Genomic DNA, 17260 nt, shown 5'->3' on the forward strand with positions numbered 1-17260 from the left:
CCCTCACAACGACAAATGCGCGTCACGAATATCCGGACGCGCGTCAAGCTCGGCCATGGTGCCGCCGAAGCAAATGCGGCCGCGCTCGATGATATAGGCGCGATCGGAAATCAGCCGTGCAAAATGCAAATTCTGCTCGGAGACGACGATGCTGACGCCTTCCTTCTTCATGGTCAGGATGGCATCGACCATCTGCTCCACGATCTTCGGCGACAGGCCTTCCGAGGGCTCATCCAGCAACACCAGCGATGGATTACCCATCAGCGTGCGCGCGATGGTCAGCATCTGCTGCTCACCGCCGCTCATGCGGCCGCCGGGACGATTCTTCATTTCGCCCAGATTCGGAAACAGCGCGAACAGTTTTTCGCGATCCCAGTGCGGCGCATTCGGCCGTTTCGGCTGGCGGCCGACTTCGAGATTCTCCTCCACCGTCAAATCGGTGAAGATGCGCCGCTCCTCCGGCACGTAACCGAGCCCCTCGCGCACGATCTCATGCGTCGGCTTGGCCGAGACGTCCTTGCCCTCGAACATGATGCGGCCGGTGCGCTGCGCGACGAGGCCGACGATCGAGCGGAACGTGGTCGACTTGCCGGCGCCGTTGCGACCGAGCAGTGCTACGACCTCGCCCTCACCGACCTCGAAACCGATGTCGAACAGGATATGCGCAGGGCCGTAATGGCTGTTGAGGTCTTGCACCGCGAGCTTCATGCCGAGGCCCCCTCGCGATGCCCGCCCTCGTACAGCAGCCCCTCGCCGAGATAGATCGCCTGCACCTGCGGATTGCCGCGCACCTCGGCCGGCGAGCCCTCGGCGATCAGCGTGCCGCGATTGAGCACGATGATGCGGTCGGCATGCTCGAACACCACGTCCATGTCGTGCTCGGTAAAGAGCACGCCGATCGACTTCTCCTTCGCGATCTGCGCCGTGAGCCGCATCAGCTCGACGCGCTCGCGCGGCGCCATGCCGGCCGTCGGCTCGTCCATCAGCAAGAGCTTCGGATCGTTGGCGAGCGCCACCGCAAGCTCGAGGCGCTTGAGGTCGCCATAGGCGAGCTCGCCGCAGGGCCGGTCCGCATAGCCGCTCATGCCGACCAGCTCGAGCAGCCGGCCGGCCTCGTTGCGGTCGACGTCAGGCGCCGAACCCCAGAGATTGAACAGCTGCCCGCCATGCGAGATCAGCGCGACCTGCACGTTCTCGCGTACCGTCATGGTCGCGAAGGTCGCCGTGATCTGGAAGGTGCGCCCCACGCCCATGCGCCAGATCTCGCGCGGCTTCTTGCCCGTGGTCTCCTCGCCAAGCAGGCGCACTTGGCCGCTATCAGGCTTGTTCTGGCCGTTGAGCATGTCGAAGCAGGTGCTCTTGCCCGCGCCGTTCGGGCCGATCAGCGCCAGGATTTCGCCTGATCGCAGCGAGAACGAGACGCCGCGCACGGCGTGGATGCCGCCATAGGATTTGGTCAGGCCTTCGACCGCGAGAAGTGGGGGTGCAAGGCTCATTCGGCGGACTCGATCGGCTTGGCGAGTAAGGAGGATCCCGGCGGCGATGACTTCCTGCGGCGCTGCGCCAGCACCTCGAGCATGCCGACGATGCCCTTGGGGAAGACGACGACGATCAGCACGATGAAGCCGCCGAGCACGAGCTTGGACAGATCGGTCTGGCTCACCAGCCAGATGTTCAGCGCCTTGTAGACGATGGCGCCGATCACCCCGCCGGACACCGTTTCGACGCCGCCGAGCAGCACCATGACCAGCGCATCGACCGAGAGCGAGATGCCGAGATTATCAGGGAACACGCTGCCCTTCAGATAGGCGAACAGCGCGCCGCCGATGCCGGCAGTGGTGCCCGCGATCACGAACGCCGTCCACTGGATGCGCTTGGCATCGATGCCGACGGCTTCACTGCGCAGCACCGAGTCACGCGTGGCGCGCAGCGCGTAACCGAACGGCGAGAACACTGCGATCCTGAGCGCCATGGTGACGAGCGCCGCAACGCCGAGCGCCAGCCAGTAGAAATGCGACGGGCTCGCAGCCCAGCTCGCGGGCCAGACGCCCAATATGCCGTTGTCGCCACCTGTGACGCTGACCCATTGGAACGCGATCGACCACACGATCTGCGCAAAGGCCAGCGTCAACATCGCAAAGTAGACGCCGGAGAGCTGCACCGCGAAGAAGCCGAACACGGCGGCCCCCATGCAGCCGAGCAGCGGGCCGAGCAGCAGGCAGACAATCATCGGCAGTCCCGCCAGCTTGGCGAGGAACGCGACGCCATAGGCGCCGAGGCCGAAATAGGCGGCGTGGCCGAACGAGGCCAGCCCGCCGACCGACATCAGGAAATGCAGGGAGACGGCGAAGATCACGAAGATCGCGATCTCGGAGCCGACGGTCAGCGCGTAATTGCCCGCGAACAGCGGCAGCAGCGCCGCGACGACGAGCGCCGCCAGCGACGCCAGCCGCTCGTTCGACGTCAGTGGCCGCCACGGATTGACCGTGAGGCCCGGCGTCTTGCGCGCGGCCGCCTCCGGCTTGCCGAACAGGCCCCAGGGCCGGACGATCAGCACCACGGCCATCACCAGGAAGACCAGGATGATGGAAATTTTTGGAAAGATCAGGATGCCGAACGCGTTCAACTCGGAGACCAGCACCGCCGCAACGAAGGCGCCGACGATGCTGCCAAGGCCGCCGATCACGACGACCACAAAGACCTCGACGATGATGCGCAGATCCATGGCGTGATGCACGGCATCGCGCGGAATCTGGAGCGCGCCGCCGAGGGCGGCAAGGAAGACGCCGACCGCGAACACCGACGTGAATAGCCATTTCTGATTGACGCCGAGCGCGGCGACCATGTCGCGGTCCTGCGTCGCCGCGCGCACCAGCACGCCCCAGCGCGTGCGCTGGAACAGCAGCCAGAGAATGCCGAGCACGACGGGCCCGAGCACGATCAGGAACAGATCGTAGCTCGGGATGTTCTGGCCGAAGAAATCGACCGCGCCCTTGAAGCCCGGCGCGCGGCGGCCGACGAGATCGTCAGGCCCCCAGATCAGCACGACGAGATCCTCGACCATCAGTGTGAGGCCGAAGGTGCCGAGCAGCTGGAATAGCTCGGGGGCGTGATAGATGCGACGGAGCAGCACCATCTCGACGAGGACGCCGATCAGCGCGACCGCCAACGCCGCCGCGACCACCCCGCCCCAGAAGCCGAACGCTCCGGAGAAGCGCTCGGTCAGCGTGAAGGCGATATAGGCACCGATCATGTAGAAGGCGCCATGCGCGAAATTCACGATCCGCGTCACGCCAAAGATGATCGACAGGCCCGAGGCCACCAGGAACAGCGACGCTGCGCTGGCGAGTCCGGTCAGAAACTGTACGACGTAAAAGGCCATCGGCGGTCCGGGTTAGGTGGACGTAGGGTGGGTTAGCGCAGCGTAACCCACCATCTTTTCGCGTGTAGCACCTAAAGTGGTGGGTTACGCCCTGCAGATGCGCTTTGCGCATCTGCAGGGCTAACCCACCCTACGGCACCGCGGTCAATCCTTCGGCCGCAGCTTCTCGACTTCGGCATCGCTTGGCAGATAGTCCGCGCCCTTCTTGTAAGCAGCATCCACCATCACGCCCTTGCCGTCCTTCTGCGCGGTCTTGCCGACGAAGGCGCCGAGCGTCGACTGGTGGTCAATCTTGCGGAAGGTGATCTCGCCGAACGGCGACGGCATCGAGATGCCTTCGGCGGCCGCGATCATCTTGTCGGTATCGGTCGAGCCGGCCTTGGCCAGGATCGCCGCCGCCGCCTTGATGGTCTGGTAGCCGACGATCGAACCGAGGCGCGGATAATCGTTGTACTTGGCCTGATAGGCCTTCAGGAACGCATCATGCTCGGGCGTCTTGATCGAGTACCAGGGATAGCCGGTGACGATCCAGCCCTCGGGAGTCTCGTCCTTGAGCGGATCGAGATATTCGGGCTCGCCGGTCAGGAAGGACACGACCTCGCGCCCCTTGAACAGGCCGCGGGTGTTGCCTTCACGCACGAGCTTGACGAGGTCGGGACCGAAGGTGACGTTGAGGATGGCCTCCGGATTGGCCTGCGCCACAGCCTGCACCACCGGACCTGCATCGATCTTGCCCTGCGGCGGCCACTGCTCGTCGACCCATTGGATGTCAGGACGCTTCTCCGACATCAGCTTCTTGAACACTGATACCGCCGACTGGCCGTATTCATAGTTCGGCGCAATCGTCGCCCAGCGTTTTGCCGGCAACTTACTGGCGGCTTCCACCAGCATGGCGGCCTGCATGTAGTTGGAGGGACGCAGGCGGAAGGTGTACTTGTTGCCCTTCGCCCAGGTCACGGCGTCCGTCAGCGGCTCGGCCGCGAGGAAGAACACCTTCTTCTGGTTGGCGAAGTCGGAGACCGCAAGGCCGATATTCGACAGGAACGTCCCCGTCAGCATCGCAACGCCCTCGCTGGAGACGAGCTCGTTGGCCGCGGTCTGCGCATCGGCCGGCTTGCCGCCGTCGTCCTTGGAGACGACCACAAGCTTCTTGCCGTTGATGCCGCCAGATGCGTTGATCTCTTCGACCGCGAGCTGCCAGCCCTTGCGGTAGGGTTCGGTGAATGCAGGCAGCAGCGAGTAGCTGTTGATCTCGCCGATCTTGATGTCCTCCGCCAGGGCCGAATGGCCCATGCCGGCAGCCAGAAGCGCAAAGGCCGCGCCGACGACGTAATTTCTTGCTCGCATCCCAACCTCCAGTTTTTAACTCGCCAAATCTTCTGTTTCAGGCCGTCTTCTATTTCAAACCGTCTTCACCCTTGATCTCGGCGACCGTCAGCCCGCCGACGCGCGGCAAAGGACGGCCGCTGTCGGTGACGGCGACGGCCACCATGATCTCGTTGGCGCGCGGCGCGTCGTTGATCTGCACTTCCATGCCGTCGAAATGGCTGCGCACGAAGGCGGCGTCCTTATGCCCGAGCGGAATGTCGAGCGTGGTGCCCGGACCGCTGCGCTTCTTGGACGATGGAATCAGCGCCGCACCCTTGCCCAGAACTTTTCGCACCGGCGCGCCCATCTTGGGATGAAGGATCGCGGCGGCATGTTCGAGCTCGCCGTTCTCGCCGACCGCGGCGGCCTTGCCGTAGCTGTGCGCCTTGGCGCCATCGATGCCGAGCGCAGCCACCGCGCGCTTCGCCAGCAAATCACCAAGCTCCTCGCCGATCGCGATCAGCGGCGAGAGATCCTCGACATATCTTCCGGCAAAGGGATTCTCGATCACAGCGATCGCCGCCGCGCGTCTGGTCGGCGGCGAAACCTGACGGCCCATCTCCATCTGCGTCTCTTCGACGACGGTGACGATCTTGCGGATGATCACGCTCATGCTTCACGTCCCTGTTCAGGCATCGACCGCGTTCTCCAGCATCAGCGGGCGCGATCGCTGCTCCTCTATGGTCCTGGTTCCGATGACAAGCATATCACCACAAAGCCTGAGCACGGCCCCCTCGATCAATCCGCGATCGAACAATTGCCGTGCACATTCCGCGCCAGATTCGAGCGCGGCGCCGATCTCTGCTTGCGACAATTCCCCGACGTCGCGGGTGACGAGACGCGCGCCGAGATCGCTGTCGGGCTGAAGCTCGTTGGCGGGTTGCCTGACGATGGCGGGATGGCCGGGCAGATCGACGGCATTGGCGATCACGGTCGCCGCCGCATCGGCCTGCGAGGCGGTCGCCGCCAACACCGTCACTGCATCGGCAATGCCGAGCGAAAAGCTGCGGCCATGGCGGCCGCTGGTGGCGATGCCGCGCACGGGATCGTCCGCATCGATCCTCATGGCGCGCATCACGCCATCGCGGTCGGGCCGATCCATCAGGCCGACGGAAAAATGCTCGCCCCGCCCGAGATGCAGGGCGATGTCGCCGCCATTGTTGACATAGGCACGGTCGAGCGACGCGGCGCCGAGCATCGCGCCGAGAATCTCCTCGGCCACGCTGCCGGCCACTGCTGCCATGGGCGTGATGAAACAATCGGCGGCGTAGGGCGCGACAGCTGCATGCATCCGGCGCGCAACGATGCCCTTCAGCGAAGTTCGCGCCTCGGCGGCCTTGCGCAGCTCCGGCAGTTCCGTACAGAGCTCATCGAGCAGTCCGGTGAACCGCCGCGATGCAGCCTCATAGGCCGCGCGCACCTGATGCGCCGGGCCCCTCGCCTCGACGATCAGGTCAATCGGTCCATCCTGCAAATGCAGCCGCCGGCCATCAGACAGCAATGCGATTTGCGGGAGCCGTGTCATGCCCGTCGTCCCGGGATCGGATGCTGCCAGGGCAGCTGACGGACATCGTCGCCGCCTTTCACCTCGGACAGCGGCTTGACATAATCCATGTGCCCGCCGAGCGCGGCATAGTCGGACAGTTTCATCGTGAATTCGATCGGCGCGACCAGTGCCGGCGTCGGCACATAACCGAACGCGCCCGCGGGCATCTGCGTCACGTCGACCATGTAGGTGATGCCGCCGCCCGGCCAGACATAAACCGCCGCACCGCCGCTGGTAACGCGCGTCAGCGCGTCCTTCACCGAGCGCGTCAGCCGCACCGGGTTGTCAGTGACGCCGGCGCGCAGCGAACCGCCCGCACCGGCCATGAACAGCACCGTGCACAGCGCCGGCTCACAATTTTCCTGGATGCGCTCGACCGTGAATTTCAAATCGGCCGGCATCTCGGTCTCGACCGGCTTCAAGGCCTCGTCGAGCACGTAGTAGGACGAATGCTCGCCCGTCGTGGACACCATCAGCATCGAGAGGCCGGGCTTGGCCTCCTTGGGATCGAACGGCCCGAGGATCGCAAGCGGATCGGAGATATTGGTTCCACCCCACCCGGTGCCGGGATCGGCGACCTGGAAATAGCGGCCGGGCGTCGAGCGCCGGCCCTTCATCTTGATGCCGGTGTCGGCGATGTCGAGCAGCTTTCCCGCCTGATGCTCGGAGAGCACGCCGGTGATGTGGTCGTCCACCACGACGACCTCATCCACCTTGCCGTGCCATTGCTTGGCGAACATGCCGATCGTCGCCGAGCCGCAGCCGACGCGCATGCGCTCTTCCTTCACGCCGTTGACGATCGGCGGCTGGCCGGCCTGCACCACAACGCTGGCGCCGCCGTCGATGGTCAGCTCCACCGCCTTGCAATTGGCAAGGTCCATCAGCGTGTCGCAGGTGACGCGCCCCTCTTTCTTGGAGCCGCCAGTCAGATGGTGCACGCCGCCGAGCGACAGCATCTGCGAGCCGTATTCGCTGGTGGTGACGTGGCCGACCGCCTCGCCCTGTGCGCGCACGGTCGCGGTCTCCGGCCCGAGATAGCGGTCGGTGTCGATCTTCACCTTGACGCCGCAATAGGAGAAGATGCCCTCGGTGACGACAGTCACCATGTCGACGCCGTCGACCTCGGAGGAGACGATGAAAGGCGCCGGCTTGTAGTCGGGGTAGGTTGTCCCCGCGCCGATCGCGGTCACGAAGGTCGAGGGCTCGTGAACGAGCTTGCCGTCCCAGTCTTCGCTGCGGCTGAACGGCACCAGCTTGCCGCCCTGCGACACGGTACGTTCCAGAATGACGTGCGGATCGACGCGGACGAGCTTGCCGTCGTGGTTGGCATAGCGGTCGCAAGCGCCCGCCGCGCCCGGCTTGATGTAGCACATCACCGGACAGGCATCGCAGCGGATCTTGTCGGTGGCCGCGCTCGTCGTTTCCATCACCATGTCAAAGCCAGCAGAGCGTGCGGTTATCATTCGTATACGAACGATGTTGCGCGCGGTCCCGATAGCTGTCAAGCGGCGCCGCGCGCGAAAAGGCGCGCCTGCCGAATAAAACCTCATTTGCCTCCCGGCCTTGTCCACAAAGCGGGCAGCCACGCTGCACTGCGGCATGACGGCTTGCACGTTTGTGTACAAACGGTATCGTCGCGACGTAGAAACTTTACGACCGCAGGGTTTGGGAACGAGGATGACGCAGCCACCGATCCGCCTCACCGTGAACGGCAGGATCCACGACGTCACGGCGGAGCGCCAGACGCCGCTGCTCTACGTGCTGCGCAATGATCTCGGACTCAACGGGCCGAAATATGGTTGCGGCCTCGGTGAATGCGGCACCTGCACTGTCCTGATCGACGGCGCGGCCGCCCGCTCCTGCGTGATTCCGGTCGACGGTTGCGCCGGGCGCGACATCGTGACGCTCGAAGGCCTCGGCACAAGCGACAAGCCTGACGTGGTGCAGCAGGCCTTCATCGACGAGCAGGCCGCGCAATGCGGCTACTGCCTCAACGGCATGATCATGACCACCAAGGCGCTGCTCGCGATCAACCCGCAGCCGACCGAGCAGGAAGCGCTCGCGGCGTTGCGCTACAATCTCTGCCGCTGCGGCACGCATGTCGAAATCCTGCGCGCCGTGATGCGCGCCTCGAGCCAGCTCGCCGAGGCCGTTGATTGATGGCCTCTCTTGCTTCGAATGCAGCTGCGCGAGGCTCGCTCATCGTCGTCCGCACGGTGGACGAGGTCACATCGGAAACCTTCATCCGCATCACCGCGGACGGTTCGGTCACGGCCTATAACGGCCACGTCGATCTCGGCACAGGAATCCGCACCGCGCTCGGCCAGATCGTCGCCGAAGAGCTAGACGTCTCCTTTGCGCGAGTCATCGTGGTGCTCGGCGACACCGCCGTCGTACCGAACCAGGGCGCCACCATCGCCAGCGAAACCATCCAGATCACGGCCGTTCCGCTCCGCAAGGCTGCAGCGCAAGCGCGACAGTTCTTGATCGCGCGCGCGGCCGACCGGCTGGAGCTGCCGGAGACTGAGCTCAAGATCGAAGACGGCCTGGTGCGCGGTCATAATCACAGCGTCAGCTATGGCGAGCTGATTGGCGGCGAAACCATTCGTCTCGAACTGGCCGATGACGTTGCCGTCAAGGCCGCCAGCGACTACGCCATCGTCGGCCAGTCGCTGCCGCGCGTCGATCTTCCCGCCAAGGCCACGGGCGAATTGACCTTCGTGCACGATATCCGCCTGCCCGGCATGCTGCATGGCCGCGTGGTGCGCCCACCCTACTCCGGCGTCGATGCCGGCCCGTTCGTCGGCACCAGCCTCATCGCCGTCGATGAAGCTTCCGTGCGCGGCATTCCCGGCATCGTAGCCGTCGTCCGCATCGGCGATTTCGTCGGTGTCGTCGCCGAGCGCGAGGAGAACGCGATTCGCGCCGCCGAGCAGCTCAAGGTGAGCTGGAAGCCGACGCCGGCGTTGACCGATCTCGCTGATGTCGAGACCGCGCTGCGCGCCCAGCCGTCGACGCCCCGCACGCTGATCGACAAGGGCGACGTCGATGCGGCGATCTCGGGCGCGGCCAAGCCGATGCGACGAACTTATGTGTGGCCGTACCAGATGCACGCCTCCATCGGCCCGTCCTGCGCGGTCGCGGATTTCCAGGACGGCAATATCCGGGTCTGGTCCGGCACGCAGAACCCGCATGTGCTGCGCAGCGATCTTGCGCTCCTGATCGAGCGTCCCGAGAGCGAGGTCGAGGTCATCCGCCTGGAGGCCGCCGGCTGCTATGGCCGCAACTGCGCCGACGACGTCACCGCGGATGCGCTGCTGCTGTCGCGCGCGGTCGGTCGGCCCGTGCGCGTGCAGCTGACGCGGGAGCAGGAGCACGCCTGGGAGCCCAAGGGCACCGCGCAGCTGATCGACGTCAATGGCGGGCTCGATGCTGATGGCGGCATCGCCGGCTACGACCTCGCCACGCGCTATCCCTCGAACGCAGCGCCGACGCTGGCGCTGCTGCTCACGGGGCGCATCTCGCCCGAGCCCGCGGTCCTGCAAATGGGCGACCGCACCGCGATCCCGCCTTATGACTACGACCACATGCGCGTCGTCGCCCATGACATGGCGCCGATCGTGCGCGCGTCCTGGTTTCGCGGCGTCTCGGCGCTGCCGAACACCTTTGCGCATGAATCCTACATCGACGAGGCCGCGACCGAAGCCGGCGTCGATCCGATCGAATACCGCCTGCGTTATCTGAAAGACCAGCGCGCTGTCGATCTCGTCAACGCGGTGGCCGAACGCGCCGGCTGGACGCCGCGGCCGGTGCGCGAGGAGAAGGACGGCGAGATCGTGCACGGACGCGGCTTTGCCTACGCGCTCTACGTCCACAGCAAATTCCCCGGCTATGGCGCCGCGTGGTCGGCCTGGGTTGCGGACGTTGCCGTGAACAAGACCACCGGCGATGTCAGCGTCACCCGCGTCGTCGCGGGGCAGGACTCCGGCCTGATGATCAATCCGGACGGCGTACGCCACCAGATCCATGGCAACGTCATCCAGTCCACCAGCCGCGCGCTGATGGAAGAAGTTTCGTTCGAGCGGGGCGCCGTGGCGGCGCGCGAATGGGGTGCTTATCCGATCATCCCCTTCCCCGAAGTGCCGAAGATCGACGTCCTGATGCTGCCGCGACAGGACCAGCCACCGCTCGGCGTCGGCGAGTCCGCGTCAGTCCCGAGTGCGGCCGCGATCGCCAATGCGATCTTCGATGCCACCGGCGTGCGCTTTCGCGAGCCTCCATTCACGCCCGAACGCATCCTGAAGGGCCTGTACGGTGAAACGTCGCGGGAGCCACAAGTACTGCCCGCGCCGGCGACGCCAAAATCGTCCCGCATCTGGGAGAATCCCTTCGCAAGACGCGCCGGCGTCTTCGCGACGATCGCGGCCGTCTGCACCGCCGCGATCGGCATCGGCGCCGCGCTGCTGCCCGGGCGTGCCATCGCGCCGATCGCACGTCCCGACGCATCGGTCTATTCCGCGGCAACGGTCGCACGCGGCGCACAGCTTGCCGCACTCGGCAATTGCGCGGAGTGCCATACGAGCCTCGGCGGCGTGCTCAACGCAGGCGGCCGCGCGCTGGAGACACCGTTCGGCACGATCTATTCGACCAACATCACGACTGATGTCGAGACTGGCATCGGCGCCTGGTCCTATCCCGCCTTCGAGCGCGCCATGCGCGAGGGGCTGCACCGCGACGGGCGGCAGCTCTATCCCGCGTTCCCCTACACGCACTTCGCCAAGACCAGCGACGCCGACATGCAGGCGCTCTACGCTTACCTGATGGCCCAGCCCGCGGTGCGCGCGACAGCGCCCGCGAACGCGCTCGCCTTTCCGTTCAACGTCCGCCCGCTGCTCGCGGGCTGGAATGCGCTGTTCCATCAGGCGCGCGAGTTCAAGCCCGATCCCGCCAGGTCCGAGCAATGGAATCGCGGCGCCTATCTGGTCGAGAGCCTCGGTCATTGCAGCGCCTGCCATTCGCCGCGCAATGCGCTCGGCGCCGAGCAACACCAGGCCTATCTCGCCGGCGGCTTTGCGGAAGGTTGGGAGGCGCCGCCATTGACCTCGCTCTCGCACGCGCCGATCCCGTGGAGCGAGGACGAGCTGTTCACCTATTTGCGCACGGGCCATTCGCGCTATCACGGCGTCGCGGCCGGCCCGATGGCGCCGATCATCAGGGATCTCAAGGCCCTGCCCGATCAGGACATCCGCGCGATGGCGGTCTATCTCGGCTCGTTCAACCATACCGTCGCCGATGCGCCCGCACTCGCGACGAAGCTCGAGAGCGCAACCCAGGTCACCGTGACATCATCGACCGGCGCGCGGCTCTATCAAGGCGCCTGCGCCGTCTGTCACGAGGTCGGTGGCCTGCCGCTGTTCGGCAGCCGGCCTTCGCTCGCGCTCAACAGCAATCTGCACAGCGCGACGGCGGACAATCTGGTGCAGGTGATCCTGCAGGGCATCAGCGAACCCGTATCGAGCGACCTCGGCTACATGCCCGCGTTTGGGAATAGCATGAGCGATGCGCAGGTCGGGGAGCTCGTCACCTTCCTGCGCGGTCAGTTTGCGCCGGACAAGCCGGCCTGGACCGGCTTGCGCGAGACGATCGCGCGCGTGAGATCGTCAACGACGCACTAAATCAAGCGCGCGTCTTCATCTCCACCGGAGGCGTGCCATGGGTGTGGAACGACTCGATCGTCTTCAGCCCCCAGGCCTGGCCCTTCTTGCGCTCCTCTTCCGTCCATACGATCGGCTTCCAGTCCGGCGCGAGGATCAGGCGCGCGCCGGCATTGGCGACTTCGACGCGGTTGCCGCCGGGCTCGTAGACATAGAGGAAGAAGGTCTGCTGGATCGCGTGCTTGTGCGGTCCGGTCTCGATATGCACGCCGTTCTCCAGGAAGATATCAGCCGCGCGAAGAATCTCCTCGCGGCTGTCGAGCGCGTAGGTGACGTGGTGGAAGCGGCCGGGCGTGCCGGAATGGTCGAGCGAATAGGCGAAATCGTAGCTCTTGTTCGACATGGTCAGCCACATCGCAGCCTCGCGGCCGTCATTGAGCACGATCTGCTCGGTCAGCCGGCAGCCGAGATAGGTCTCGAAGAACTCGCGGTTGGCCTTGATGTCGACGGCGAGGCAGTTGAGATGGTCGAGCCGGCGGACATTGACGCCGCGCGCGGGAAAGCGCTGCGCCTGGTTCTTCAGCGCCGGTTTCAGCTCCGGCGGCGCCTGATACCATTCGGTCTCGTAATAGAGTTCGACGATGTGTCCGTCGGGGTCGCGGCAACGGAACGTCGGTCCCTGCCCCATGTCGCCGTCGATCCAGCCGATGTCGAAGCCGGAGCCTTTCAGCGCAGCGACGCGGCGTTCAAGCGCCTGCTGGCTGCGCGCGCGCAGAGCCATATGCTCCATGCCTGACGTCTTCGAGGCCGTCAGCTTGAGCGAATAGCGCTCGTAATCGTCCCAGCCGCGCAGGTACACCGACTCGCCCTTCCGCCCGCTGATGGTCATGCCCATGACGTCGACGAAAAACTTCAGGCTCTCGTCGGGTTTCGGCGTCAGCAGCTCCATGTGGCCGAGATGAGCGAGATCGAGGATCGGTTCGGGCTGCATGGTGTTCTCCAAAGCCTCGGTGGGCGCGGCTCATTTGTACTAATGTACAAATGATTAGGTCCCGTCAACAAACCCGTGCGTGCCGGCCGACGAGCAGCCCCGCCTCGCCACTGCGAATGGTCATCCTCCCCAACGGCGGACGGACTGCCCGAATGGTAAAACTTTCCTTAATTCGAATGAGGCTCAAGGGCCTGGAAAACCGGCATTTTCGGGCGGTTTCCGGCAGCAAGCATGCACTCGGAACAACTCTAGCCACCGAATTGTAGCGGATTTAACAAAGCCGCCGCGGCTGCCGTTTAACCGTTTGTGCAGCGACACCCCGCATAGTCGCAGAAACAGTCTGACTTTTCAGGTTCATCCATCGTGACATCCTTTGGACGCGTGATTTCGGTACGTGGATCGCTCGCCCGGGTCGGGCTTCTGGCGCAGAGCCAGATGTCGATCTCGGAGGTGCGGGCCACCGTCGGCCGCTTCGTCAGCATCCGCTGCGCCAGCTCGGTCATCGTCGCCATGATCACCGAAGTGTCCTGCGAGAATCTCGCGAGCACCGGCGAATACGTCGCGATCGCCTCGGTCGACCTGCTCGGCGAAATCCTCAACGCCGCCGACAAGGCCAAATTCCAGCGCGGCGTCACCAATTATCCGACCATTGGCGATGCCGTCGACCTGATCACCAGCCAGGAGCTGCGCACGATCTACGCGCCGACCGGGTCGGACCAGATCAATGTCGGCTTCCTCCAGCAGGACCGCTCGGTCATCGCCTATGTCGACATCGAGGAAATGCTGTCCAAGCATTTTGCGGTGCTGGGATCGACCGGCGTCGGTAAATCGACCGGCGTGTCGCTGCTGCTCAACGAGATCCTGAAGGCGAGGCCGAACCTGCGCATCTTCCTGCTCGACGTGCACAACGAATATGGCCGCTGCTTCGGCGACCGCGCGCTTGTGCTCAACCCGCGAAACCTGAAGCTGCCGTTCTGGCTGTTCAATTTCGAGGAAATCGTCGACGTGCTGTTCGGCGGCCGCGCCGGCGTGCCGGAGGAGCTCGACGTCCTCGCCGAGGTGATCCCGATCGCCAAGGGCATCTACACGCAATATCAGAACACCGACCGGCTTGGCCTGAAGCGCGTCGATCCGAAGCAGATCGGCTTCACCGTCGACACGCCGGTGCCGTACCGTCTGGTCGATCTGGTCTCGCTGATCGACGAGCGCATGGGCAAGCTGGAAAACCGCTCCTCGCGCATCATCTATCATAAGCTGATCTCGCGCATCGAAGCCGTGAAGAACGATCCGCGCTACGCCTTCATGTTCGACAACGCCAATGTCGGCGGCGACACCATGGCCGAAGTGATCAGCCATCTGTTCCGCCTGCCCGCCAATGGCAAGCCGATGACGGTGATGCAGCTCGCCGGCTTCCCGGCCGAAGTCATCGATTCCGTCGTGTCGGTGCTGTGCCGCATGGCGTTCGACTTCGGCCTGTGGAGCGACGGCGTCTCGCCGATGCTGTTCGTCTGCGAAGAGGCGCACCGCTACGCCTCCGCCGACCGCAATATCGGCTTCGGGCCGACCCGCAAGGCGGTCTCGCGCATCGCCAAGGAAGGCCGCAAATACGGCGTCTATCTCGGCCTGGTCACGCAGCGCCCTGCAGAGCTCGACGCCACCATCATCTCCCAGTGCAACACGCTGTTCACGATGCGTCTTGCCAACGACCGCGACCAGGCGCTGCTGCGCGCCGCCGTCTCGGACGCGGCCGCGAACCTGTTGTCCTTCGTACCCTCGCTCGGCACCCGCGAGGTGCTGGCGTTCGGCGAAGGCGTCGCGCTGCCGACGCGCCTGCGCTTCAAGGAAGTGCCGCCGCATCAATTGCCGCGCGGCGAAGCCACCATTTCGAGTGTGCCGTCGATCTCTGCCGGTCACGACATGCATTTCGTCGGCGCCGTGCTCGAGCGTTGGCGCGGAGCGACCTCGCAACGCGACGTGCCGAACGATCCGGTGTTCGCCGCACCGCCCGCCAAGACGCTCGCGCCGGCCGAAACACCGATGCTGCAGCCCTCGCTGGGCCTCGACCCCGACCGCTTCTCGCTGCTGAAGAAGCCGCTGCGGTAAGGCCTCGCTCTATCCACGTCGTCATTGCGAGCGCAGCGAAGCAATCCAGAGTCTTTCCGCAGAGGGTCTGGATCGCTTCGCGGAGCCGTCATCGGGCCGCGCTTCGCGCGGACCCGGTGGCTCGCAATGACGGTGCAAGAGGCGCCAGCGCCGCTTCTTCGATCGGCGTGCTGCTGGCACATTGAGGCCCCGGTCCGCATCGACTATGGTTTCCCGCCCCCAAGCCGGAATCCATGCCAATGACAAAATCCGCAGCGCAACGCTTCTCCGCACCAGCCATCGACAAGTTGCCCGACGACATCCGCACCCGCCTCCTCGCCGTGCAGGAAAAGAGCGGCTTCGTGCCCAACGTCTTCCTGACGCTGGCCTACCGGCCTGACGAGTTCCGCGCTTTCTTCGCCTATCACGATGCGCTGATGGAAAAGGATGGCGGCCTCACAAAGGCCGAGCGCGAGATGATCGTGGTGGCGACCTCCGCCGCCAACCAGTGCCAATATTGCGTGATTGCCCATGGCGCCATCCTGCGCATTCGCGCCAAGAACCCGCTGATTGCCGACCAGATCGCGATCAACTATCGCAAGGCCGACATCACGCCGCGGCAGAAGGCGATGCTCGATTTCGCGATGAAGATCTCGGCGGACGCGCAGCGCATCTCCGAGGAGGATTTCGCAAGCCTCGCCCCGCACGGCTTTAGCGACGACGACATCTGGGACATCGCCGCGATCTCGGCCTTCTTCGCGCTGTCCAATCGACTGGCGAATTTCACCGGCATGCGGCCGAACGACGAATTCTACCTGATGGGCCGCCTTCCGAAGACCGAAAAGCAATGACCGAGCTCGACTGGAGCGAAATCCTGCTGCGCCTCGGCGTTGCCACACTTGCCGGCAGCGCGATCGGGCTCAACCGCGATTTGCAGGGCAAGCCGCTCGGGCTGAAGACGCTCGGCGTCGTCGGCCTCTCCACCGCGACCGTGGTGCTGCTCGCGCTACAGCTCTCCGAGCCCGGCAAGGTCGTCGATGCCACCAGCCGGGTCATCCAGGGCGTCCTCACCGGCATCGGCTTTCTCGGCGCCGGCGTCATCGTCCATGAAAGCGAGCGGCTTCGCGTTCGCGGGCTGACCAGCGCCGCCTGCACCTTCCTCGCCGCCTGCCTCGGCGTGGTCTGCGGCGCCGGACAGTGGAAGACCGTCGCGATCGCGCTGGCGCTGACCTTCGTGTTGCTCACGATCGGCCGCCGGATCGAGCGCCACCTGCACCGCATGCTCGGCGGCAAGGACGAGCCGCACGAGGACAACAGGCAGGCGTAGAGCATGATCCGGAAAAGTGTGAGGCGGTTTTCCGAAAAGATCATGCTCAAACAAAGAGCTAAAGCGCGATGAGATCGCGCTTTAGCAGCCCTTGCTCAAATCTTCCGCTCGCATATTGCTCCGACGCGCTGATAATTGCCGCGAAAGATTTCGCTGATGCCCGCCACCGGCGACCGTTCGAACCTGAGAGACATGATGGATACCAGCGCTCACGACCCCGGCGACGTCACGTTCGACTTCCGCGAACTGTCCGCGCGCGACAAATACAAGCTCTTGATCGGCACCGTCGTGCCGCGGCCGATCGCGCTGGTGACGACGGTCGACCCCGACGGGAAGATCAACGCCGCGCCGTTCAGCTTCTTCAACTGCCTGTCGGCCGATCCGCCGATTCTTGCGCTCGGAGTCGAGAACCATCCGGACATGCGGTTCAAGGACACCGGTCTCAACATCCGCCTGACCGAGGTCTTCACCGTCAACATCGTCTCGCACGCCATCGCCGAAGCGATGCATGTCTGCGCCGTGCCGTTCGCGCCGGAGCAGGATGAACTTCAGGCCGCGGGCCTGACTGCGATGCCGGGCAAGACCGTGGCCTCACCCTGGATCAAGGAGGCGCCGGCCGCCTTCGAATGCCGCCGACATGTCACGCTCGAACTCGGCAAGTCGCGTCAGATCATCCTGGGCGAGATTCTATTCGCGCATTACCACGCGGAGGTCGTGGATGCCGAGCGCCTCCACATCGACCCGGCGAAACTCGATGCCATCGCCAGGCTCGGTGGCAGCACCTGCTCCACCATTCGCGACCGTTTCGACATGGAAACGCCGACGCTCGACGACTATTGGAGCCAGCGGCAGTCGTAGGCGATCGTCGATCACGGGGTCCTTGTTGCGCGAGATCTAAGCTACCCGCGAG

At 64.9% G+C, this 17260-nt stretch carries 14 protein-coding genes; 6 read left to right on the forward strand and 8 right to left on the reverse strand.

Going from position 1 to position 17260, the window contains the following annotated elements; translation table 11 throughout:
• Nucleotides 1–3: 3 nt before the first annotated feature.
• From XH80_RS39010 to XH80_RS39040, 7 genes are all read right to left on the reverse strand, one after another.
• The gene (locus XH80_RS39010) at nucleotides 4–708 is read right to left on the reverse strand and encodes an ABC transporter ATP-binding protein (RefSeq protein WP_057758333.1); all 705 of its coding nucleotides are present in this window, start codon (nucleotides 706–708) and stop codon (nucleotides 4–6) included.
• On the reverse strand, nucleotides 705–1496 hold the full coding sequence (locus XH80_RS39015) for an ABC transporter ATP-binding protein (protein WP_271603201.1): 792 nt from the start codon (nucleotides 1494–1496) through the stop codon (nucleotides 705–707). The genes XH80_RS39010 and XH80_RS39015 overlap by 4 nt, the downstream gene beginning before the upstream one ends.
• Complete coding sequence (locus XH80_RS39020) at nucleotides 1493–3382, reverse strand: ABC transporter permease (protein ID WP_271603202.1); 1890 nt, start codon at nucleotides 3380–3382, stop codon at nucleotides 1493–1495. Before XH80_RS39020 ends, XH80_RS39015 begins: the two co-directional genes overlap by 4 nt.
• A gap of 144 nt (nucleotides 3383–3526) precedes the next feature.
• Nucleotides 3527–4729, reverse strand: coding sequence for an ABC transporter substrate-binding protein (locus tag XH80_RS39025; RefSeq protein WP_271603203.1), 1203 nt, complete (start codon nucleotides 4727–4729; stop codon nucleotides 3527–3529).
• A 49-nt stretch (nucleotides 4730–4778) separates the two neighbouring features.
• Complete coding sequence (locus XH80_RS39030; RefSeq protein ID WP_271603204.1) at nucleotides 4779–5363, reverse strand: amino acid synthesis family protein; 585 nt, start codon at nucleotides 5361–5363, stop codon at nucleotides 4779–4781.
• A 15-nt stretch (nucleotides 5364–5378) separates the two neighbouring features.
• The gene (locus XH80_RS39035) at nucleotides 5379–6275 is read right to left on the reverse strand and encodes a UPF0280 family protein (RefSeq protein WP_271603205.1); all 897 of its coding nucleotides are present in this window, start codon (nucleotides 6273–6275) and stop codon (nucleotides 5379–5381) included.
• A complete protein-coding gene (locus XH80_RS39040; RefSeq protein WP_271603206.1) occupies nucleotides 6272–7729 on the reverse strand; it encodes a 6-hydroxynicotinate reductase in 1458 nt (485 codons plus the stop codon). The genes XH80_RS39035 and XH80_RS39040 overlap by 4 nt, the downstream gene beginning before the upstream one ends.
• 244 nt (nucleotides 7730–7973) lie before the next feature.
• On the opposite strand from XH80_RS39040, the gene XH80_RS39045 reads away from it, so the two are divergent.
• Together XH80_RS39045 and XH80_RS39050 are read left to right on the forward strand one after the other, a co-directional pair.
• Nucleotides 7974–8456, forward strand: a complete 483-nt coding sequence (locus tag XH80_RS39045; RefSeq protein WP_271603207.1) for a (2Fe-2S)-binding protein — start codon at nucleotides 7974–7976, stop codon at nucleotides 8454–8456.
• The gene (locus XH80_RS39050; RefSeq protein ID WP_271603208.1) at nucleotides 8456–11971 is read left to right on the forward strand and encodes a molybdopterin cofactor-binding domain-containing protein; all 3516 of its coding nucleotides are present in this window, start codon (nucleotides 8456–8458) and stop codon (nucleotides 11969–11971) included. Before XH80_RS39045 ends, XH80_RS39050 begins: the two co-directional genes overlap by 1 nt.
• A 1-nt stretch (nucleotide 11972) precedes the next feature.
• Here XH80_RS39050 and XH80_RS39055 read toward each other — a convergent pair whose 3' ends face one another.
• Nucleotides 11973–12941, reverse strand: coding sequence for a catechol 2,3-dioxygenase (locus tag XH80_RS39055; RefSeq protein ID WP_220001893.1), 969 nt, complete (start codon nucleotides 12939–12941; stop codon nucleotides 11973–11975).
• Nucleotides 12942–13304: 363 nt separating this feature from the next.
• On the opposite strand from XH80_RS39055, the gene XH80_RS39060 reads away from it, so the two are divergent.
• From XH80_RS39060 to XH80_RS39075, 4 genes are all read left to right on the forward strand, one after another.
• Nucleotides 13305–15044: an ATP-binding protein gene (locus tag XH80_RS39060; protein ID WP_271603209.1), complete on the forward strand. Its 1740-nt coding sequence runs from the start codon at nucleotides 13305–13307 to the stop codon at nucleotides 15042–15044.
• 239 nt (nucleotides 15045–15283) lie between these two features.
• Complete coding sequence (locus XH80_RS39065) at nucleotides 15284–15874, forward strand: peroxidase-related enzyme (protein WP_271603210.1); 591 nt, start codon at nucleotides 15284–15286, stop codon at nucleotides 15872–15874.
• Nucleotides 15871–16350, forward strand: coding sequence for an MgtC/SapB family protein (locus tag XH80_RS39070; RefSeq protein ID WP_271603211.1), 480 nt, complete (start codon nucleotides 15871–15873; stop codon nucleotides 16348–16350). The genes XH80_RS39065 and XH80_RS39070 overlap by 4 nt, the downstream gene beginning before the upstream one ends.
• 195 nt (nucleotides 16351–16545) lie before the next feature.
• Nucleotides 16546–17208: a flavin reductase family protein gene (locus tag XH80_RS39075; protein ID WP_271603330.1), complete on the forward strand. Its 663-nt coding sequence runs from the start codon at nucleotides 16546–16548 to the stop codon at nucleotides 17206–17208.
• Nucleotides 17209–17260: the final 52 nt, after the last annotated feature.

This window comes from Bradyrhizobium sp. CCBAU 45384, assembly GCF_028128665.1.
GTDB classification, from domain to species: Bacteria; Pseudomonadota; Alphaproteobacteria; order Rhizobiales; family Xanthobacteraceae; genus Bradyrhizobium; species Bradyrhizobium manausense.

Coding starts and splice junctions, on each gene's coding strand:
- XH80_RS39010 (WP_057758333.1), bottom strand. CDS start 708: ATGAAGCTCGCGGTGCAAGACCTCAACAGCCATTACGGCCCTGCGCAT.
- XH80_RS39015 (WP_271603201.1), bottom strand. CDS start 1,496: ATGAGCCTTGCACCCCCACTTCTCGCGGTCGAAGGCCTGACCAAATCC.
- XH80_RS39020 (WP_271603202.1), bottom strand. CDS start 3,382: ATGGCCTTTTACGTCGTACAGTTTCTGACCGGACTCGCCAGCGCAGCG.
- XH80_RS39025 (WP_271603203.1), bottom strand. CDS start 4,729: ATGCGAGCAAGAAATTACGTCGTCGGCGCGGCCTTTGCGCTTCTGGCT.
- XH80_RS39030 (WP_271603204.1), bottom strand. CDS start 5,363: ATGAGCGTGATCATCCGCAAGATCGTCACCGTCGTCGAAGAGACGCAG.
- XH80_RS39035 (WP_271603205.1), bottom strand. CDS start 6,275: ATGACACGGCTCCCGCAAATCGCATTGCTGTCTGATGGCCGGCGGCTG.
- XH80_RS39040 (WP_271603206.1), bottom strand. CDS start 7,729: ATGGTGATGGAAACGACGAGCGCGGCCACCGACAAGATCCGCTGCGAT.
- XH80_RS39045 (WP_271603207.1), top strand. CDS start 7,974: ATGACGCAGCCACCGATCCGCCTCACCGTGAACGGCAGGATCCACGAC.
- XH80_RS39050 (WP_271603208.1), top strand. CDS start 8,456: ATGGCCTCTCTTGCTTCGAATGCAGCTGCGCGAGGCTCGCTCATCGTC.
- XH80_RS39055 (WP_220001893.1), bottom strand. CDS start 12,941: ATGCAGCCCGAACCGATCCTCGATCTCGCTCATCTCGGCCACATGGAG.
- XH80_RS39065 (WP_271603210.1), top strand. CDS start 15,284: ATGACAAAATCCGCAGCGCAACGCTTCTCCGCACCAGCCATCGACAAG.
- XH80_RS39070 (WP_271603211.1), top strand. CDS start 15,871: ATGACCGAGCTCGACTGGAGCGAAATCCTGCTGCGCCTCGGCGTTGCC.
- XH80_RS39075 (WP_271603330.1), top strand. CDS start 16,546: ATGGATACCAGCGCTCACGACCCCGGCGACGTCACGTTCGACTTCCGC.